22 protein-coding genes are annotated in these 19,582 nt (G+C 58.5%); 11 read left to right on the top strand and 11 right to left on the bottom strand.

The window, feature by feature from the left end; all coding sequences use genetic code 11:
- Positions 1–11 precede the first annotated feature (11 nt).
- The gene (locus AACX78_RS01950) at positions 12–584 is read left to right on the top strand and encodes a hypothetical protein (protein ID WP_005316227.1); all 573 of its coding nucleotides are present in this window, start codon (positions 12–14) and stop codon (positions 582–584) included.
- Between the two features lie 125 nt (positions 585–709).
- Positions 710–1,144, top strand: coding sequence for an N-acetyltransferase (locus AACX78_RS01945; RefSeq protein ID WP_159165233.1), 435 nt, complete (start codon positions 710–712; stop codon positions 1,142–1,144).
- Here the strand turns inward: AACX78_RS01945 and AACX78_RS01940 are convergent.
- Positions 1,141–1,497: a winged helix-turn-helix transcriptional regulator gene (locus AACX78_RS01940; protein WP_159165232.1), complete on the bottom strand. Its 357-nt coding sequence runs from the start codon at positions 1,495–1,497 to the stop codon at positions 1,141–1,143. The genes AACX78_RS01945 and AACX78_RS01940 overlap by 4 nt on opposite strands.
- 121 nt (positions 1,498–1,618) lie before the next feature.
- Between AACX78_RS01940 and AACX78_RS01935 the strand changes: the two genes are divergently transcribed.
- Entirely contained in the window at positions 1,619–1,924 is a 306-nt protein-coding gene (locus AACX78_RS01935; RefSeq protein WP_125729817.1) for a monooxygenase, read from the top strand.
- A gap of 27 nt (positions 1,925–1,951) precedes the next feature.
- On the opposite strand, the gene AACX78_RS01930 is transcribed toward AACX78_RS01935, so the two are convergent.
- Positions 1,952–2,572 (bottom strand): outer membrane beta-barrel protein, encoded by a 621-nt coding sequence (locus AACX78_RS01930; protein WP_159165231.1) that lies wholly within the window; start codon positions 2,570–2,572, stop codon positions 1,952–1,954.
- 247 nt (positions 2,573–2,819) lie between these two features.
- Between AACX78_RS01930 and AACX78_RS01925 the strand changes: the two genes are divergently transcribed.
- The gene (locus AACX78_RS01925) at positions 2,820–3,458 is read left to right on the top strand and encodes an exopolysaccharide biosynthesis protein (RefSeq protein WP_201302752.1); all 639 of its coding nucleotides are present in this window, start codon (positions 2,820–2,822) and stop codon (positions 3,456–3,458) included.
- Positions 3,459–3,526: 68 nt separating this feature from the next.
- Here the strand turns inward: AACX78_RS01925 and AACX78_RS01920 are convergent, their stop codons facing one another.
- Positions 3,527–4,582 (bottom strand): amino acid permease, encoded by a 1,056-nt coding sequence (locus AACX78_RS01920; protein WP_236556278.1) that lies wholly within the window; start codon positions 4,580–4,582, stop codon positions 3,527–3,529.
- Between the two features lie 876 nt (positions 4,583–5,458).
- Here AACX78_RS01920 and AACX78_RS01915 point away from each other — a divergent pair.
- The 3 genes from AACX78_RS01915 to AACX78_RS01905 all read left to right on the top strand — a co-directional run bounded on the left by AACX78_RS01915 (position 5,459) and on the right by AACX78_RS01905 (position 7,188).
- The gene (locus AACX78_RS01915) at positions 5,459–5,776 is read left to right on the top strand and encodes a DUF6968 family protein (protein WP_159165229.1); all 318 of its coding nucleotides are present in this window, start codon (positions 5,459–5,461) and stop codon (positions 5,774–5,776) included.
- Between the two features lie 146 nt (positions 5,777–5,922).
- Positions 5,923–6,336, top strand: a complete 414-nt coding sequence (locus AACX78_RS01910; protein ID WP_159165228.1) for a GNAT family N-acetyltransferase — start codon at positions 5,923–5,925, stop codon at positions 6,334–6,336.
- A 249-nt stretch (positions 6,337–6,585) separates the two neighbouring features.
- Complete coding sequence (locus AACX78_RS01905; RefSeq protein ID WP_159165227.1) at positions 6,586–7,188, top strand: DUF642 domain-containing protein; 603 nt, start codon at positions 6,586–6,588, stop codon at positions 7,186–7,188.
- Positions 7,189–7,291: 103 nt separating this feature from the next.
- Here the strand turns inward: AACX78_RS01905 and AACX78_RS01900 are convergent, their stop codons facing one another.
- Positions 7,292–7,873, bottom strand: coding sequence for a penicillin-binding protein activator LpoB (locus tag AACX78_RS01900; protein ID WP_159167423.1), 582 nt, complete (start codon positions 7,871–7,873; stop codon positions 7,292–7,294).
- Positions 7,874–8,094: 221 nt separating this feature from the next.
- Between AACX78_RS01900 and AACX78_RS01895 the strand changes: the two genes are divergently transcribed.
- The 4 genes from AACX78_RS01895 to AACX78_RS01880 all read left to right on the top strand — a co-directional run bounded on the left by AACX78_RS01895 (position 8,095) and on the right by AACX78_RS01880 (position 11,263).
- Positions 8,095–8,733 (top strand): Vat family streptogramin A O-acetyltransferase, encoded by a 639-nt coding sequence (locus AACX78_RS01895; protein ID WP_407704529.1) that lies wholly within the window; start codon positions 8,095–8,097, stop codon positions 8,731–8,733.
- A 143-nt stretch (positions 8,734–8,876) separates the two neighbouring features.
- Positions 8,877–9,314, top strand: coding sequence for a GNAT family N-acetyltransferase (locus AACX78_RS01890; protein WP_159165225.1), 438 nt, complete (start codon positions 8,877–8,879; stop codon positions 9,312–9,314).
- Positions 9,315–9,346: 32 nt separating this feature from the next.
- A complete protein-coding gene (locus AACX78_RS01885; protein ID WP_159165224.1) occupies positions 9,347–9,889 on the top strand; it encodes a GNAT family N-acetyltransferase in 543 nt (180 codons plus the stop codon).
- A 225-nt stretch (positions 9,890–10,114) separates the two neighbouring features.
- Positions 10,115–11,263 carry an SH3 domain-containing protein gene (locus AACX78_RS01880; RefSeq protein ID WP_159165223.1) on the top strand — a complete coding sequence of 383 codons (1,149 nt, stop codon included), beginning with the start codon at positions 10,115–10,117 and terminating at the stop codon, positions 11,261–11,263.
- Between the two features lie 442 nt (positions 11,264–11,705).
- On the opposite strand, the gene AACX78_RS01875 is transcribed toward AACX78_RS01880, so the two are convergent.
- From AACX78_RS01875 to thiC, 7 genes are all read right to left on the bottom strand, one after another.
- The gene (locus AACX78_RS01875; protein WP_159165221.1) at positions 11,706–12,245 is read right to left on the bottom strand and encodes an REP-associated tyrosine transposase; all 540 of its coding nucleotides are present in this window, start codon (positions 12,243–12,245) and stop codon (positions 11,706–11,708) included.
- Between the two features lie 608 nt (positions 12,246–12,853).
- The gene (gene thiH, locus AACX78_RS01870; protein WP_265342321.1) at positions 12,854–14,098 is read right to left on the bottom strand and encodes a 2-iminoacetate synthase ThiH; all 1,245 of its coding nucleotides are present in this window, start codon (positions 14,096–14,098) and stop codon (positions 12,854–12,856) included.
- Positions 14,099–14,118: 20 nt separating this feature from the next.
- A complete protein-coding gene (locus tag AACX78_RS01865) occupies positions 14,119–14,886 on the bottom strand; it encodes a thiazole synthase (RefSeq protein WP_159165219.1) in 768 nt (255 codons plus the stop codon).
- Between the two features lies 1 nt (position 14,887).
- Positions 14,888–15,100, bottom strand: a complete 213-nt coding sequence (gene thiS, locus AACX78_RS01860; RefSeq protein ID WP_155602141.1) for a sulfur carrier protein ThiS — start codon at positions 15,098–15,100, stop codon at positions 14,888–14,890.
- A complete protein-coding gene (locus AACX78_RS01855; protein WP_159165218.1) occupies positions 15,097–15,873 on the bottom strand; it encodes a HesA/MoeB/ThiF family protein in 777 nt (258 codons plus the stop codon). Before AACX78_RS01855 ends, thiS begins: the two co-directional genes overlap by 4 nt.
- Positions 15,863–17,437, bottom strand: a complete 1,575-nt coding sequence (thiE, locus tag AACX78_RS01850) for a thiamine phosphate synthase (RefSeq protein WP_159165217.1) — start codon at positions 17,435–17,437, stop codon at positions 15,863–15,865. Before thiE ends, AACX78_RS01855 begins: the two co-directional genes overlap by 11 nt.
- Complete coding sequence (gene thiC / locus AACX78_RS01845; protein WP_159165216.1) at positions 17,434–19,440, bottom strand: phosphomethylpyrimidine synthase ThiC; 2,007 nt, start codon at positions 19,438–19,440, stop codon at positions 17,434–17,436. The genes thiE and thiC overlap by 4 nt, the downstream gene beginning before the upstream one ends.
- Positions 19,441–19,582: the final 142 nt, after the last annotated feature.

Raw genomic sequence — 19,582 nt, 5'->3', positions numbered from 1 at the left:
GTCATGACCGCATGAAGTTGCTCACCAAGAAGTCGTTTACCAAGCAATACGGCCTTGTCCTCGTTCTGCTCGCCGCCAGCGGCTCCCTCAGTGCCGCCGAGATCGCCAACAACAACATCACTGAAGCCGAGATCAAAGCCGCGCAGGATGCCTGGGGCAAGGCCCTGATCCAGATCAGCGACGACTACCGCACCGGCGGCATAGAGAAGGCCAAAACGACGGCCACGACAGTGCTCGACAGCGCCTACGGCTACAACAATGGCCCTGTCCTGTTCAAGCCCACCCTGGCCGGAGGCGAACAGACCTTCCGCATCAATCAGGAAGGGGCGCTGGCCTACTTCGTCGGCAACAACAAGGCCTATCCCGCCGACACCGGCTTCGCCCTCAAGAACTGGAAAAGTTACAACTACGACAACGCTGCCGTCTATATCAACGGCGACATGGCCCTGACCATGGGCAAGGTTCACCTGACAGACAGGGACAACAAGGAGACCACGGTCGACAAGACCTGGGGCTTCAAGAAGGGGGATGACGGCAAAGTCCGCATAGTGTTGCACCACTCTTCCCTCCCCTACGCCGGTTAAGCGGCAAAAGGCGACCTGCGGGTCGCCTTTTTGTTATGAGGGCGGCACTTTGGCCACCCACAAGGTGACGGCGAGACTGGCGCTGTTACCATGCTCCTTTTGTAACGAATCCAGACGAGACACCCATGCAGATCCGCCCCTTCACTCCGTCCGACATGGAGGACGTCCTCGCCATCTGGCTGGAGGCCTCCCTGCAGGCGCACCACTTCATCGACCCGGCCTACTGGCACGCCAACCTGGCGCCGATGCGGGAGACCTACCTGCCCGCCGCCGACTCTTATGTGCTCTGGCAAGATGGCACTGCGCTGGGTTTTTATTCTCTGTATGAAGAGACCCTGGCCGCCATCTTCGTTACCCCGGCGCAGCAGGGACGGGGCTATGGCAAGGCTCTGCTGGCCCACGCCAAACAGCAACGGCCAGCGCTGCGCCTGCAGGTGTACCAGCAAAATCGTGCCAGCTGCGACTTCTATCTCGCTCAGGGCTTCCAGATAGAGGCCGAACAGCAGGATCCCCACACCCACTGCGCCGAATGGGTAATGGCCTGGTCGGCAGCAGGCTAGCCCGGTTCGATAGCCGGTGAGCCGGGGCCATCCCCGGCCCGCACCAAGAGGTCACTGTGGCTCAACGCCAAGTCGTGCATCTGCTGCAACAGCGGGAGCAGAGCAATACCAAGCGGGCTCAGGGCATATTCCACTCTGGGAGGTACCTGGGGATGGAGAGTGCGATCGATGACGCCATCGGCCTCCAGCTCCTTGAGCTGGGCGGTGAGCACTTTCTGGCTCACCTCTGGCAAACAGCGTCGCAAGTCACCAAAGCGCAGGGTCTGCTCGCGCAGATGAAACAGGATGGCCGGTTTCCATTTACCGGCGAGCAGCCGCAGCACCCGATAGGCAGGGCAAGGAAGTGAGGACACGTGATGGCTCGTGAGTGGTTACTTTGCGGTAACTATGCCACGAAAAAGTGCCTTCTTGCAGCCAAGATGCCGGCTTCCTATGATGCGGACTCCGTCACTCAATCCGCACCAGAGGTTCATCATGTCCAGTTTGCTGCAAATCCATTTCAACTTTCCCGCCGAGCAGATGGGGGCGGCACTGACTGACGCCGCCATGCCGCTGGCCGAATCCATCACCCGGGAGCCTGGCTTTATCTCCAAGATCTGGACCGAGAACCCGCGCACCGGCGAGGCGGGTGGCATCTATCTGTTCGAGGATGAGGCAAGCGCCCTGAACTACGCCAAGATGCACGAGCAGCGAGTGCTCGCCATGGGCGCCAGCGCGGTGCAGTACAAGCTGTTCGACGTCAACGAGCCCCTTAGCCGGATCACCCGCGGTATTGTCTGACACTGCACTCCACAGCGCTGGCAGGCATCAAAACCTCAGGGTCAGACCGATATTGGCCTGCCACTGTGTCACCAGCTCGCCGCGCACCTTGAACACGCAGTCGTCCGGGTTGCAGAGAAACTGGCTGTTGTCGTTGACCAGGGTGCCGTAGCCGCGCACCTCGGCCCGCAGCGCCAGATGCTCGGTCAGGCGTGGCTGCACCCCGAGTGCCAGCGACATGGAAGGGGCCACCTCGCTGTCGTAGGCGGCGAAGCTCGTCGCCCCTATGCCGGCGCCTATGTAGGGAGCCATCAGGTTGTCCGACAGGGTGAGGGCTCCGGCGAAGTGCAGGGTATCCACCGTCAGCCGCTCCGACTGATCCGGGGAGAGGCGAGTGGATTGGTGGCTGTAGAGCAGCTCTATCATGCCGGGGTCATCCACCTCCTTGCTGATGAACAGGCCCCAGCTGCCGGAACTATCCCCCTGCAATGACTCCAGCTTGGTGGAGACAGGCATGGGTTGGGGGTCATCGTTCGCCTCGAAGTCGATGGATGAGCTGTAGCCGAAAAACGGCGTCACCTGCCAGCCAAGTCCTGCCTCGCCGTCGGCGCTCCATGCCTGCCCCAGCGGCAGCAAGAGCCCCATCATCATGATCCCCGCTCGTTTCATCACAGTTCCTCTGCTTGTGCACCAGTGCCCACCAAGCATATCAGAGCCCCCTGACCCCCATCCTAAACCAGGCCTGTATCAACCCATTTTCGCAGGGAGGATCACACTCAGCTGCCGCGACCATATCCCGCCACCAGGCCACTCATCGCCGCCGCCGTTATTCATCGGCGATTAACCTCTGCCACGTATGCTGGCGCGCAACCGGGTCATGGTGACCCGATTCCACTCATCAGAAGGAAACTCGGGAATGGTTGCCGCGCAACTCAAGGACCCACAACACAAGCTCTCCGACACACTGCGCGCAACCGCCCACGCCATAGAGGAGAGCCATATCAGCCTGCGTCAGATGCTGGCCCTGGTGGGTGAGCAGGGCATGCTGCTGTTTTGCGTGCTGCTCACTGTGCCCTTCCTGCTGCCGGTTTCCATCCCGGGCGTCAGTGCCCCGTTTGGCCTGCTGATCCTGTTTATCGGTATCGGCATCACCCTCAACCGTGTGCCCTGGCTGCCCGCCATCCTGATGGAACGCCGCTTCGCCGCCGATCAGCTAAAGCCGACCCTGCACAAGGGCGCTGACTTGCTGGCCCGCATCGATCGCTTCATTCGCCCACGCTTCTTGCTGCTGACCGGCAGCAGTGCCATCAACCGCTGCAACGGCCTCTTGCTCATGCTGGCCGCCCTGTTGCTGATGCTGCCGCTGGGGGCCATCCCCTTCACCAACGCCATGCCCGCCTGGGCCATTCTGCTGCTGGCCATCGGCATGCTGCAGCGAGACGGCCTGTTCGTCGCCAGCGGTTACCTGCTGGTCAGCGCCACCCTCGTCTGGTTCAGCGCCCTGGCCATAGGTTTGTTGATGGCGGGGCAGAGCGTCTCGACCCTGCTGGGTTGACCCGTCACGCAGACGAAAAAGGGGCGACTAGGTGGTCGCCCCTTTTGTTTCATGTGGCATGCAGGCCGTCAGATCAGGTCATAGATCAGCGCGGAGATGGCGAGCAGACCCACCACCATCACGAACAGTGTGCTCGCACCGCGATACCCCTTGAGCACCGGCAGACGATAGATGGCGTAGGCGGGCAGCAGAAACAGGATCACCGCTATCAGGGGGCCGCTCACCTTCTCTATGATATTCAGCACATTGGGGTTCAGATAGGTGATGACGCCGGTCACCACGAACAGGATGACGGATGAGACCCTGGCTATGGTGACCTCCCCGAGGGAGAGCCCAAGCCCCCGGCAAGCGCCGCTCACCATGCTCACAGTCCCCTCGTTCACCCCCATTGACGTGCCGAGGAAGGATTTGGACATGGCCAGAATGGCGATGAGCGGACCCACATAGGCGATAAGCGGATTGGAAAATTTGTTCGCCAGCGCCGACAGCACGGAAATATTGTCGGTACGGGCCAGCGCCATTTCCGCCTGGCTCAGACTCATCACACAGCTGATGACAAAAAACAGCACGCTGCCGCAGATCAGCAGGCTGCTCCACTTGATGATGCGCTGGCTGCGCATATGGGCGCTCACATGGCAGCGCTTTTTCTGGGCGGCGGTAAAGGAGGAGATAATGGGCGCATGGCTGAATGAAAACACCATCACTGGCACTATCAGCCAGAGGGATTTCCAGACGGCGGGATCACGCCAATCCACCGCCTGACTCTCGGTGAAATAGGAGAGGCTCCACTGGGGCAACAGGTAGAAAGAGATACCCAGCAGGAAGGCGATCATCGGCAGCGCCAGCACACTGATGGCAGAGACCACCACCTGTTTGCCGGTCAGCAAGATCAGGTGCAACCCCAGCATCACCGCCAGCACCAGCCAGCCACGGCTGACCATTGCGCCGCCCATCTGATGCACCATGAAGCTCTCGATGGCATTGGTGATGGAGATGCTGTAGACCAGAATGATGGGGTAGAAGGCCATCAGATAGACCAGCATCAGCAGCTTGCCTGCCCTGGGGCCAAAATGTTCCTCCACCACATGGGTAATATCCCCTTCCCGATGGGAACTGGATAACACGAAGCGACTCAAGGCTCGGTGGGAATAATAAGAGAGCGGAAATGCTGCCAATAAAATAAACAGCAGTATGATCGGAGCATTACTGCCGACTGTAATGGGGAGAAAAAGGGTTCCGGCACCGACGGCTGTGGCATACAAGCCCATGGTCCATACCGAATCACTTCTCTCCCATTTCAACTGTGAGACTGAATTATTCTTTTCAGCAATAGCTATACTCATTGCGATATACACCTTATTTATCTGTCACATTATTTTATTGGCCCGTGTAATAGGCAGGTGATATGTCTGCGCACATCGTACTCATTTTTTAGAAAACACAAACCCGTCAGCGGTCAACAGGACAGCCAATATGAAACGGATATGCCACGCTACCATCGTTGAAAACGCAATCAAGGTCAAGGTTAATAATTCATGACTGTTTGAATAACTTTGTTTGAAATGAAAACAGAATGTGTCATTTCGCTCAAGATACAACCGCTTGATTCCAGAATCACAACATCATGGCAAACGATACATTAATCAGTCGATCATATAAACATGATCAACAATCCATCTGGTAATATCAAAAATATAGATAATGGTTTTGTGAAAATAATTACGCCGCCTTCTGAATTAATTGACTTGAACAATAACAAGACTGCGTTCTGAATATCCTTCACCCCGGCAAGCAGGGCCTGCGGATTGTGATGCGGGGCCGAGCACTGTCCCCGGAGAAGCCGATCCCGCTCACACTGCACACAGGCAAGTGATTGTTTCGCTGGGGCAGTTCCTTTAGGCTGACCATCTTGAGTCTATTGTCACCCCATCAGCCGCCCAGGGACGCCAGCTCAGCGCCAGCAAGCGAGGACGGCCGTCAACCGGAGAAGGAATATCCAGATGAAGAGAACCATAGTCACCGCCAAATTCGATGCCGTGAGCCTGGAGGGCGAACAAGTGACCCTGAAAATTACCATCGGCGCCCCGCAACCCGACCCCAAATCCACCAGTGGCGACTATCGCTGCAAGGTGAAGCTGGCCGGGCTTGGCGACAAGACCTTTATCCATGGCATAGACGCCTTGCAGGCCCTGAGCCTAGCCCTGAAATTTGTCGAAAGTGAGCTGCGCGCTTTCTCCGACGCAGGCTGGCACTTCTATCTGCCCGGCTGCCCGGATCAGCCCGTCGATATCGCTGCCTGTTATTTTCCGGAGATTTGACGAGTCTCCCGGTCGTAAAGCTTTTATCTGAGCGTCGAAACAGGTCACCGGGAATAGATAATTTCCGGTTCTGTGGCCGGAAGGCTTGACCAGATTGAGTCCAAAGTCTTATTTATTGAGGCTCTTTTCATGGACCTGGAGCCAATATGCGACTGACCCCGCCCCTACCCCCGCAGGATGAGGAGCTCGATGCCCTGCGGATCGGCCTGTCTGGCTATAACACAGCCCAGGCTGGTACACACCTGCGCGAGCGGATCGCCAGCTTTATCAAGGATGAACAAGGCAAGGTGCTCGGCGGCATAGTCGCCGATATCAAGTGGGGCTGGCTGCACGTGGACTGGCTCTGGATCGACGAAGGCATCCGCAAGGACGGCTGGGGCGCCCGCCTGCTCGCCACCATGGAGCAATATGCCAGCGACAAGGGCATCACCAACGTTCATCTGGAAACCACCAGCTTCCAGGCCCTGCCCTTCTACCAGAAGCAGGGTTACACCGTCTTTGGCGAACTGCCTGATATGCCGCCTGGGCATATCACCTATTTTCTGAAGAAGATGGAGTAAGCCAGAGCACTTCAGCATAGAGCTGAGAATAATATATCTTAAAATACTTAATGACGCCTCATGAGAATTGCGGCGTTATCATATGCCAATTTATTAATGGCAGCAGTGATTAAAACTGAAATTACCCCCCCTACAATAAAGTTTATTGTATACAACCACCTAACACCCCCCTTATCAAGCCCCATATGGGCACATGACATATGTGCTGCTTGTTATAAAATAACCTTCTAAAACAAAGAGGATTTATCTATGAAAAATTTCCCATTAATATTTTGCATTATTTTTAGCAATCTTGTTTATGCCAATGAGTGTGACCAGTTGATAGTCAACGGTAGTTTCGAAAACTCGCCTGCCAGACCCTCCATTTGGGAAACCTTGCCCGGGAATGACGAGACCAGCCTCCCTGGCTGGAAAACCTTGGGTGAGGGCGTTGAGTGGTCTTCTCACGTATCCGCCTCAGGTGGCAGCAAGCTCTACACACCGGATGGTGACTATATGATTGACCTCAACAATTATTATTCAAAAAATGGTGGGGGTATCGAACAATCATTCCCAACCAAGGTTGGAGCAAAGTACTTAGTCACATTCCACGCTGGCACACAAAAGAACTTTAACCGGGACGGCACTGCCAAATTAAATGTCATTATTGGCGATGAACACTATATATATAATCTTAAGACAGAGCGTAGCGATGCTATTGACTGGACTTATTTCTCATTTTCTTTCGTGGCAGGCCAACCCAGTACAACCATAAAGTTCACAACGGATACCAACTCATTGGAACACTTTACCGTCATTGATGATGTGAATATTGTTCCGCTTAACAAGCCTCGTGCCATTCTCGTCAACTGATATACCCTAGCATTCAAATATAAGGGCTACAAAGTGCCCATAGGAAAGGGAATGCAGGAACAATAACATTCTGTTGCTCCTGCAACCCTCTTCTGCCGATATATCAATGACTGGCCGAGCGGCTGCCGTTCCAGAGCAGCTCGCCACTGCGCAGCTCCATCAGGCTCATGGTGAGCCGATAGCGACTCCCCTCGGACACCAGATCCCCATAGAGCATGTAACCGGCCCCGGTCTGGCGGCCAAGCCGCACCAAGGATGCCGGATTCATTCTCCCCTGCTGATACTCGAGCTGCCCCGTGATGGCGGCCACCTGACCGGGATCGACGAAGCGAAAACCGCTCTTGGACTGGATCCGCTTGCTCATGGCCGCCGCCATTGTGCTGGTATCGAGCTCGTCATTGGTACCGTCTCGGGGCGGAGTAAGCAGCAGCACGGCATTGCCACTCTGCGCCAGCTCCCGCACCTCGGGGGCCTGCACGAAGGCATCCGCCAGGGCGAGCGCCAGCCCGGTCGGGGCCACCGGCTTGGGTAGCGGCGCCCCGGCATCCGGCTTGGTCACTGGTTTCTCTGGCTGGATCACAGGCTGATCCGGCTCGGTGACAGGCGCCGGAGTACCGCCATAGGGATTGATACTGCAACCGCCCAGGAGCAGGGCCCCCACCATCAACAAGGAACGCATATTCATCATCTCTTCTCTCCGCCATCAGTCCGTGGAACGGACTTCGTCAAAAGCCCGTGACGGAGCCCAGGCCCCGCATCAGCTCCATGCTAGAGACAAACCCGCCCCGGGTCGATGCGCACATGACGACGGGGCGACAAAGGCTGGCGAGTGCACCACTACAAAAAGGTGGCAGACCGTCATCAACTTCCTTTACGGTAGTGTGCCGACAGATTCGAAAGGAGAGCATCTTGCACGGACCCGATCCCGCCAATCCCCATCCCATGAAGGGCTTCCCCCAGGTGTGCTTTATCAAGAACACCATCAAGGGGCCCAATATCGAGGTGGGTGACTACAGCTACTACGATGACCCGGAAGACTCGGCAGGCTTTGAGCGCAACGTCCTCTACCACTTTCCCTTCATCGGCGACAAGCTGATCATCGGCAAGTTCTGCGCCATCGCCCGCGGGGTCAAGTTCATCATGAACGGCGCCAACCACCAGAGCTCCGGCTTCTCCACCTACCCCTTCTTTATCTTCGGCAACGGCTGGGAGAGCGCAGCCCCCGCACCGGGCACGCTGCCTTACAAGGGGGATACGGTGATTGGCCACGATGTCTGGATTGGCTATGAAGCGCTGATCATGCCGGGCGTCAAGGTAGGCAACGGCGCCATTATCGCCGCCCGCTCGGTGGTTACCGGCGATGTACCCGCCTACGCTGTTGTCGGCGGCAACCCAGCCCAGGTGATCCGCTACCGCTTTGACGACGACACCATAGCCCGCCTCAACGCCCTCGCCTGGTGGGACTGGCCGGTGGAGCAGATCAGCCGGAATCTGCTGTTGATCGGTGGCGGGGAGATTACGGAATTGGAGAGGGTGGGTTTATAGCAGTCCATCTGGAAGCGTCGAGGAGAACCTACCCATCAGCTCGCGGCACCGCGGCCAGACCCTTGGAGAGAACACATCAATCCCCCAGTCCATTTTGATATATGCGAATTTAATTCAATCAGGCCCTACATGGAGTTACCCGAATGACCGCACCAACACCCGTTTTCACTGTCGTCCACTCAACGCCGCCCGTCGAAACCTATCGCTATCTTCGAACAGCAGCGGGACTTAGCTCGAAGACTATTGAGGCCGCAGAACGTGGCCTGCCCAATACGCTGTTTGCCGTCCAGATATTTTGCGGTCAGACCGCAATCGGCATGGGCCGCATTATCGGAGATGGCGGGACATTTTATCAAGTCGTTGATATTGCAGTCCTGCCTGAATATCAGGGTCAAGGTGTAGGCAAAAAGATCATGGCGGAGATCGCGGACTATATTGCCCGCGAAGTGCCGGAGTCAGGCTATGTCAGCTTGCTGGCAGATGGGCAGGCTCAGCGACTCTATCAACAATTCGGTTTCTCGCTCACGGCTCCTGCCAGTGTTGGCATGGGGCTTAAGCGGGTTGCCGTCGAAAAGGCCTAACCATTCATCCAAATGAAAAAGCAGGACAACCCATGACATTCCAACCACTTGCCAATGCCAATCTCGTTATTCGCCCCTTCGAACCGGGCGATGCCGACGAGTTTGTCCGCGCGGCGCACGAATCCATCGACACGGTCGGCACCTGGATGAGCTGGTGCTCCCACTCATTTACTCGGGACAGAGCGCTGGAATGGTTTGCCACCTGCGATCAGGATCGTGAGGCGGGGCGTGCCTATGATATGGGCCTCTTCTGCGCCGCCACCGGCCAACTATTGGGTGGCGCCGGCATCAATCAGCTGGCCCCCCATCATCGTTACGGCAACATCGGCTATTGGGTGCGGCAATCCCGACAAGGCCAAGGCATCGCCCAACAGGCAGTCGCCCTGCTACGTGACTTTGGTTTTCAGCAGTTGGGTCTATTTCGGCTGGAGATCGTGATGGGAATTGGCAACAGCGCCAGCGAAGCGGTTGCCATTGCAGCAGGGGCTACCTTTGAATGCCGGGCAAGAAATCGCATCTTTCTTTATGGGCAGCCCCTTGATGCGCATATTTATGCCCTTGTTCCCGCAGACTGATTTCTGTAGCAGGGCGTATCTCGCAGGCTTATTTGAGAGACAAAGGAATACGGTCATGGCAACTGCCCTTCCAGTAAGCCTTTAGTTAAAGAACTAAGCCCCTTGCCAAAAGGGCGGTGTTCATGAATTATGCCTAGGTTTTAATGGCTTCATACAAGCCCCAAGAAAAGGTACACTGCTCTACCAGTTAAGATGAGTACTTAGATATTTTTAGGGACCTGCTTCATGAAAGAACTTAGGAAAATAAATCACCTACACATGAAAACATCACATGGATTAGCAGCTCTAAAAATATCAAAAGAGATGTCTCAATTATTTGAGATACTAGAATCACCTGCGATGAAGGCTGCAAGAGAAATTGCTCAATCATATTCGATACCAGAATCGCCTTCGATGAAAGCTGCAAGAGAGATTGCTCAGTCATTTGCGATCCCAGAATCGCCTGCGATGAAAGCTGCAAGAGAGATTGCCCAGTCATTTGCGATCCCAGAATCGCCTGCGATGAAAGCTGCAAGAGAGATTGCCCAGTCATTTGCGATTCCAGAATCGCCTGCAATGAAAGCTGCAAGAGAAATTGTTCAATCATTTGCGATCCCAGAATCGCCTACAATGAAAGCTGCAAGAGAAATTGTTCAATCATTTGCACTCCCAGAATCGCCTACGATGAAAGCTGCAAGAGAAATTGTTCAATCATTTGCGATCCCAGAATCGCCTACGATGAAAGCTGCAAGAGAAATTGTTCAATCATTTGCACTCCCAGAATCGCCTGCAATGAAAGCAGCAAGAGAAATGACATTGCTGTTCGCAGCACAGGATTTATCTGTAATTACGGAGCAGATCAATAAATTACTGTCAGAAAGTTCGGACAGTATAGAGATAAAAGATGATTCTGTAGAACAAACCTTTGTAAAGCTTGCTCAAGTAACATCATCAAATAGTAATGAAGGGTTTCTAAGTTGGTATGACAATCAGCCCTCATCGACACAACTGATTGTAACCCTTTTTTTAAGTTACTTCCTTAATGTATTTAGTAATTTATCTATGCCTCTATATAAAAACTGGGAGTATCTGTTTGAAAGAGAAACGCCAAGGGTCGCAACCAAATTAATTACCCAATCCGCCAATAAAGAGTACGATATTTATGAATTAAGTAATTATCGTTTTGTTTTGGTTTCAATTTTAAATGTTAGAGCAGAACCATCAACAAAAGCAGAGGTTGTTGACGAATTGAAAAATGGGATGGTAGTTAAATTCGTCACCAAATCAAAACGCTGGACTCAGATTGAATTTATATGTGACGAGACCGGTGAGCGTAAAATAGGTTGGGTATTTTCTAGATACTTACGGAAGTTTGAGCTTAAATCGCACATCTGAGCCGGGAGCATGACCCACTAGGCTGAAGCTTAGATCCCCCTCTTATGCGCAGAGGCAAGCACGCTTGTCCAGGCCGCGAGACAGGATGTCGAGCGAGCGGCGCCGGGCCATGGATGGCCCGTCGGCGCGTGCCGTCGGACAAGCGGGTGAGGTGAAGGAACCCGACGAAGTCGGGCGAATAAGCGGGGGTGGCCTTTCTTTTGGTGACTTTTCTTTGGCCACACAAAGAAAAGTTACTCGCCCAAGCCCGAAGGGCGGGCGAAACCCCTTCGAGGCCAGCGGCCTCGCGTCCTGCACGGCAAAGAGGCATGGCCGCCCCTATCGGCCCAATAAGTACCGTAGGGTGCAATGAACGAAGTGAATTGCACCTCAATATACCCAACCACAAGATGCCAAAAATGGTGCAATGCGCTCCGCTTATTGCACCCTACGTTAACACTGTTTATTTATTGTCGTGTGGCACTTCATATTCTGGCATGGCGGTATCTCCCCATGACAAGGGATACCTGCCCTGCTGAACCCAGCGATGGAAGGTGGAATAAGGCCAATCTTTTGGGGCTGTTACCAACCCATGTTTGACGGGGTTGATATGTATGTAATCGAGGTGATTGTTGAAATCATCCTGATCCCGGATCAAATGTTCCCAATAGCGCCGTTGCCAAATACCTCGTTCACCACGACGCCAACGAGATTCTGAGCGAGCCTCTGATTTGGGAATTGCTCGCGAAAACTTGCTCTTGATTCGGCGCCAGCGCAGGGGAAAATTTGTATCCCCTTGCGGCAATTCCAACAAGGCATGTAGATGTTCAGGCAAGACAACCCAACCGTGGATCCGGAATGGGTGTCGATCTTGAACCTCTCTGACAACCTGCCTGAGCAGATCAATCTGTTCGGTCAGCAGATGGTTATTATGACGATCGGCCAAGACCACCGTAAAAAACCAAGTGCCTCCCGGTTGCCATGCCCGCCTGTAATCTGCCATCACGTCCCCCCCATCATCAGCCATGGAGATAAATGTGGCTCAAATAACAGGAATCCGTAGGGTGCAATGAACAACGTGAATTGCACCGTTTACCATGGCAAGTTTGTTGGCGGTGCAATGCGCTCTGCTTATTGCACCCTACGATTGCCCTGATGTTATGGTGGGCCCGGTATTTGTTCCCCCTCCAATCCGCCGAGGGAAAGGGCAAGGTCAGGAGCGCCATCAGGGATGATGGCGCAGACGCAGCTGGCACAGGGATGTGCCGTCTGCGGCGGTCCGTCCGACCTTGCACCTGACCCGAGGGAAACCGCGTAGCGGTCGGATTGGCGGGGGAAAAGACCTTTGGTGACTTTGGGTCTTTCCAAAGTCACTCGCCCCAGCCCGAAGGGCGGGCGAAACCCCTTCGAGGCCAGCGGCCTCGCGTCCTGCACGGCAAAGCCGTGCCACCACACAACGGCTCCTGCCGCCAACGCCATACCTCGGAACGGACGATTACGCCTGACGGCTAATCGACCCTACGATTGCATGGCACAGCCGTGCCTGCTCGCCACAGGCACGGAGTCTGGCTGGACGCCCGGATGCCACCGGCAAAGGGGGCGTGGCCGCCCCTATCGGCCCAAGAAGGGTTCCCAGTCCTTGAACACCGGCTGCAACCCCGCCTGCCTGACGGCATCGGCGACCTCACCCAGCGGGCGGTCGTCGTGGATGGCAAACTGCTCCAGCTCCTCGGCATCCCCTTCGGCATAGCCACCCGGCTGGGTGCGCGATTCGGCCGACATCTGGGTGATGCCAAGGCGCAGGGCACCGTTGCGAAACGCCGGGGATTCACGGGTGGAGAGCGACAACTCCAGGGCCGGCGAGAAGAGACGCCAGGCGCAGATAAGCTGCACCAGCTGCCTGTCCGACATCACCACCTCGGGCTGCAGGCCGCCGGTGCAGGGGCGCAGGCGCGGGAAGGAGAGCGAATAGCGGCTCTGCCAGTGGTGACGTTCCATCCAGGCCAGATGCTCGGCCACAAAATAGCTGTCGGCACGCCAGTCCGAAGAGAGGCCGATCAGCGCCCCCAGCCCTATCTTGTCGATGCCGGCCCTCCCCAGTCGCTCCGGGGTGGCGAGCCGCCACGCAATATCCTGCTTGTTGCCGCGCAGATGATGGCGGGCGTAACTGGGGGCGTGATAGGTCTCCTGATAGACCATGACGGCATCCAATCCCAGGGTTTTGAGCTCGGCGTAATCGGCTTGCGACAGTGGCTGCACCTCCATCGCCAAGGCGCTGAAATGGCGGCGGATCTGCGGCAGGTGCTCACGAAAATAGGCCATGCCCACCTTGCTCTCGTGCTCGCCGGTCACCAGCAACACGCTGTCGAAACCGCGCGCCTTGATGGCCAGACACTCGCGCTCAATTTCCTCTGCATCCAGCGTCTTGCGCTTCAAGCGATTGCTCATGGAGAAACCGCAGTAGGAGCAGTCGTTGGCACAGAGGTTCGACAGATAGAGGGGGACATAGAAGCCCACCGTATTGCCGAAACGCTGGCGGGTGAGACTCTCTGCCAACTGGGCCATCTGGGGTAGATAAGCCTCGGCGGCCGGGGAGATAAGCGCCATAAAGTCGGCCAGGGTGCGGCGCGGACTGGCCAGCGCCCGCTCGACGTCCCGGGTGGTCTTGGCGCGGATCTGCATGCCGATATCGTCCCACTCCAGCTCGCGCCAGCGGTCGGCAAACCCCAACCCCCTCCCGGCCTCCCCCTTGGGAGGGGGAGGAGCGCAGGGCTCGCCCCATTCAAGCGCCGGATCAGCCTCTTCCCTCACCCCCAGCCCCTCTCCCAATCGGAGCGGGGCACATACAGACGCCACATCTTGCCCCATGCCCTGAGTCATAGCGCCTCCAGAAAATCGGTGAGCGGGCTGGAGGCGCAGGCTTGCAGCCCGCGCGCGCCGAGGCCCGCCAGATAGGCGCTGCGACCAGCCTCACAGGCCAGCGCGAAGGCACGGCCCATGGCGACCGGATCCCGGCTCACCGCGATGGCGGTGTTGACCAGCACGGCGTCGGCCCCCAGCTCAAAGGCGGCGGCGGCGTGGCTCGGCGCACCTATCCCCGCATCCACCACCACGGGCACCCGCGCCTGTTCGATGATGATGGCGAGGAAATCCCGGGTCACCAGCCCCTGATTGGAGCCGATGGGGGCGCCGAGCGGCATGACAGCGGCGCAGCCCACCTCTTCGAGCCGCTTGCAGAGCACGGGATCGGCCCCGCAGTAGGGCAGCACCACGAAACCCTCTTTCACCAGCTGTTCGGCGGCCTTGAGGGTCTCTATGGGATCGGGCAGCAGGTACTTGGGATCGGGATGGATCTCCAGCTTCAGCCAGCTTGTACCGAGTGCCTCCCGGGCCAGATGGGCGGCAAACACCGCCTCGGCGGCTGTCTTGGCGCCCGAGGTGTTGGGCAGCAGCTTGACCCCGAGAGCCAGCAGCGGGGTGAGGATATCGTCGTGGCGCTTGCCGGGTTCGAGGCGCTTGATGGCCATGGTCACCAGCCGGGAGCCGCTTGCTTCGATGGCGGCCGCCATCAGATCCGGGTGGGCAAACTTGCCGGTGCCGGTAAAGAGGCGGGACGAAAATTCATGGTCGGCTATGGTCAGCATCTCAGCCTCCGGCGATGGCAGTGAAAAGGTGGAGTTCGTCCCCGTCATTGAGCCGGGTGTCTGGCCAGCGGCTGCGGGGCAGCACGGCGCCGTTGAGGGCCACCGCCACCCCCTGCGGGGCAACCTCGCGGGCCACCAGCAGCTCGGCTACGCAGATCTGGCTATCCGGGCTGGTCGTCAGCACCAGTTCGCTGTCGTTCAATCGGATCTTCATTGCGCATCCTCCATGGGATTGGCAAGGGGAGTGGCGCCGCCGCACACGGAACAGGCGGGATCGGGGGACAACCCCAGGGTCTGCCACTCGTGGGTCAGGGCATCGAAACGGCGCAGGGTGCCCGCCACCGGACTGGGCTTGCCCAGCAGCAGACGCAAGGCTTCCAGCGCCTGCAAGGCGCCCATCACCCCCACCAATGGGCCTGCAACGCCGCTGCTCTGGCAGCTCTCCGTGATGCGGGTATCCAGCGGATAGAGGCAGGCGTAGCAGGCGTGTTCGGGGGCGGTTCGCACCATCAGTTGCCCCTGCCAGCCAACGGCGGCAGCCGAGATCCAGGGCTTGTGCTGCGCCACGCAGACGGTGTTGATGGCGTGGCGACTGGCCAGGTTGTCGCAGCAGTCGATCACCAGATCTACCTCGGCCACGAAGGCGGGCAGGCTCTGCTCATCGAGCCGCTGATTGATGGCAATCAGCTCCACATGGGGGTTGTGGGCCGCCAGCCGCTCGCGGGCCAGCTCGGCCTTGGAGCGGCGCAGCCCTTCTCCATCGAACAGGATCTGGCGCGGCAGGTTGCTGGAATCCACCACGTCGCCGTCGGCGAGCCACAAGGTGCCCACCCCGGCTCCGGCCAGATAGAGGGCCAGCGGCGAGCCGAGCCCGCCGAGGCCGACGATCAGCACGGATGCCTCTTTCAGCCTCGCCTGCCCTGCCTCGCCGATTTCGCTCAGCATCAGTTGCCTGCCGTAGCGCAGGTATTCCGCATCAGAGAGCATGATCGGCCTCCTGCTGCGTGATGGCCTGATGGATAAGCGCAGAGCAGGGCTCATCCCCCTCCCCCACTGCCGCCAGCAATCGGGCTGTGGCCCCCTGCCAGTCGTCGCTGGCGGTGATGGCCGACACCAGGGCAATGCTGCCGACCCCGCACGCCTTGACCGCCGCCACCCGCTCCTCGCCGATGCCGCCGATGGCAACCGTCGGCCAGTCGCGCATGAGGGCCTGGTAGCGTTGCAGTCGCACCAGCCCCTGGGGGCGGGACGGCATCTGCTTGGTGTTGGTTGGGAAGATATGACCCAGCGCTATGTAGGAAGGGGCCAGTTCGCGGGCCCGCATCAACTCGAAGTAGCCGTGGGTGGAGAGACCGAGGCGCAGGCCGGCTGCCTGGATGGCGGCGAGATCCGCTGATCCCATGTCCTCCTGTCCCAGATGGACGCCATAGGCACCGGCGGCTATGGCCTGCTGCCAATGGTCGTTGATAAAGAGCCGCGCACCAAAGCGGCGACCCAGCGCTACCGCATCACGAATGGCCGGTGCCACCTGGGCGGCGGGCAGGTTCTTGATGCGCAGCTGCAGGGTTTTGACCCCGGCCCCCAGCAGACGCTTGAGCCACTTGACCGAATCCACCACAGGATAGAGACCGAGCTGATGTTCGGTCGCGGCAAAGGGGCCCTCAGGCAGGCGGGCCTCGCAGGCGGGATAGAGACCAAAGCGGCGATCCAGGCTTGACCCTGCCAGCACGGCGCGAGGGAAGTGAGCGAGACTGGTCGGCCAGCCGAGATGGGCGATGGGGCCAGGGCCAGCCCCCACCCCTTGCGCCCCAGCCAAGCCTTGTTGCAGGTAGGCACGCGCCAGCGTGATGGCGTCATCGACCGGGTGATCCTGCGCCACCACGGCGGCGATGGCGCTGGCATAACAGCAGCCGGTGCCGTGGCCGTGGCGGGTGTCGATACGCGGCGCTCCCAGCCAGAACTCGCGGTGCTCGTCCTGGTAGTAATCGAGGCAGAGCTCGTCGCTCCAGCCCAGATGGCCGCCCTTGACCAGCACTGCGCGGGCGCCCAGTTCGCGCAGTCGCGCCGCCCCCGCCCGCACCAGCTCAGGGCTGCTGGCGGGAATGCCGGTCAGCGCCTCCAGCTCGGGGCCGTTCGGGGTGATGAGGGAGAGGCGCGGCAGCAGATGTTCGCGCACCGCCGCCAGCATGTTGGCTTCGGCCATGGGGGTGCCCGTGCTGGCGATGGCCACCGGGTCGTAGACCACGAAGGGGGCCGTCAGGGTATCGAGCCGCCGGGCCAATACCTCCACATGGAGCCGGGTCGGCAGCAGGCCTATCTTGATGGCCGCCGGGGGCAAGTCGACGCCGAGGGCGTCGATCTGGGCGGTGAAAGTCTGCATCAGCACGGGATCAACCATCTTCACCGCCACCGAGTTCTGGGCCGTGATGGCGGTGATAACCGAGCAACCGTGCACGCCGAGATCGTGCAAGGTATGCAGATCGGCCTGAATGCCGGCACCGCCCCCCGAGTCGGAACCGGCTATGGTCCAGACGATGGGTCGGCTGTTCATGCCTCCTCCCGCGCCGGTTTGAGGGCCGCCGCCTGATGGTAGAGCTCGCTCCCTTTCTCTTTGAAGGTTTCTGCCATCTGCGCCATGCCGCTCTCGACCTCGGCCACTACCCGCTCCTGCTGGCCATCCATGCCCACCAGTTTCACCTCGACCGCCTCCAGACTGGCCGCGTAGTCGCGCACGTCCTGGGTGATCTTCATGGAGCAGAACTTGGGGCCGCACATGGAGCAGAAGTGCGCCACCTTGCCGGACTCCTGGGGCAGGGTCTCGTCGTGATAGGCGCGGGCGGTCTCGGGATCCAGCGCCAGGTTGAACTGATCCTCCCAACGAAACTCGAAGCGCGCCTTGGACATGGCGTTGTCGCGGATCTGGGCACCCGGGTGACCCTTGGCCAAGTCAGCGGCGTGGGCGGCGATCTTGTAGGTGATGAGACCCTGTTTGACATCCTCCTTGTTCGGCAGCCCCAGGTGCTCCTTGGGGGTGACGTAGCAGAGCATGGCGCAGCCATACCAGCCGATCATGGCGGCGCCTATGCCGGAGGTGAAGTGATCGTAACCGGGAGCTATGTCGGTGGTGAGCGGGCCCAGGGTATAGAAAGGCGCCTCGTGACAATGCTCCAACTGCTCCGTCATGTTGCGCTCTATCATGTGCATGGGCACATGGCCCGGCCCCTCTATCATCACCTGGACGTCGTACTCCCAGGCGATCTTGGTGAGCTCGCCCAGGGTGTGCAGCTCGGCGAACTGGGCCTCGTCGTTGGCGTCATAGACAGAGCCTGGACGCAGACCGTCCCCAAGCGACAGGGCCACGTCATAGGCGGCGCACAGCTCGCAGATCTCGCGAAAATGCTGGTAGAGGAAGTTCTCCTTGTGGTGCGACAGGCACCACTTGGCCATGATGCTGCCGCCACGGGAGACGATGCCGGTGAGGCGCTTGGCGGTCATGGGCACGTACGCTAGCCGTACGCCCGCATGGATGGTGAAATAATCCACCCCCTGCTCGGCCTGTTCGAGCAAGGTATCGCGGAACAGCTCCCAGGTGAGGTCTTCGGCGATACCGTTGGTTTTTTCCAGCGCCTGATAGATGGGCACAGTGCCGATGGGCACAGGGCTGTTGCGCAGGATCCACTCGCGGGTCTCGTGGATGTTGCGACCGGTGGAGAGATCCATGACGGTGTCGGCGCCCCAACGGGTGGACCAGACCAGCTTCTCCACCTCCTCTTCGATGCTGGAGCTGACCGCCGAGTTGCCTATGTTGGCGTTGATCTTCACCAGGAAGTTGCGGCCTATGATCATGGGCTCGGTTTCCGGGTGATTGATGTTGTTGGGGATGATGGCACGGCCAGCGGCCACCTCATCGCGCACGAACTCGGGGGTGATGTTCTCGGGCAGGCGGGCACCGAAACCCTGACCCGGATGCTGGCGCAGCAGCAGCTCGGAGCGCACCCGCTCGCGGCCCATGTTCTCGCGGATGGCGATAAATTCCATCTCGGGGGTGACCAGCCCCTGACGGGCATAGTGCAGCTGGGTTACCCGGCGGCCAGGCTTGGCGCGACGGGGTTTGGGCAAGTTATCGAAGCGCAGGTGATCCAGCCCCTCATCGGCGAGGCGCTCCTGGGTGAAGGCGGAGCTGAGATCATCGAGCTCTTCGGTGTCACCGCGCTCCCGCACCCAGCTTTCCCGCAGGCGCGGCAGACCGAGACGCACATCGATGACCGCATGCTCATCACCGTAGGCACCCGAGGTGTCGTAGACGGGGACAGGCTCGTTGGCTTCGAACTGAGGGTTATCCTTGCTGCCCCCCACCAGGGTGTCGGCCAGGGCAATTTCGCGCAGCCCCACCCGGATATCGGGGCGAGAACCTTCGATAAAGATGCGGCTGGAGTTGGGATGGGCCATCCCCTTGAGATTGTCGATAAAACGCTGGGCACTGGCACGCTGCTCGCGGCGGCCGACGGGGACTGACTTGGCATTTTCCGGTACGGAAGTTTTTGAGGTAGACATAGCAAAACTCACATTAACTGATTGAAGTTATGGGTGTTTGCTTGTCTGGAGTTCGAGGAGAAGTGATGAACCTGTGGGTGAGGTTTGCATTCAAGAGGGAGCAAAACTGAAGCCTTGGCTTCCTCCTGCGCATCTTCTGTAC

The organism is Aeromonas sp. 9A (assembly GCF_963900955.1).
Taxonomy (GTDB): Bacteria; Pseudomonadota; Gammaproteobacteria; order Enterobacterales; family Aeromonadaceae; genus Aeromonas; species Aeromonas salmonicida.
Note: the sequence above shows the minus strand (reverse complement) of the source record. Positions and strands in the feature narration are given on the sequence as shown.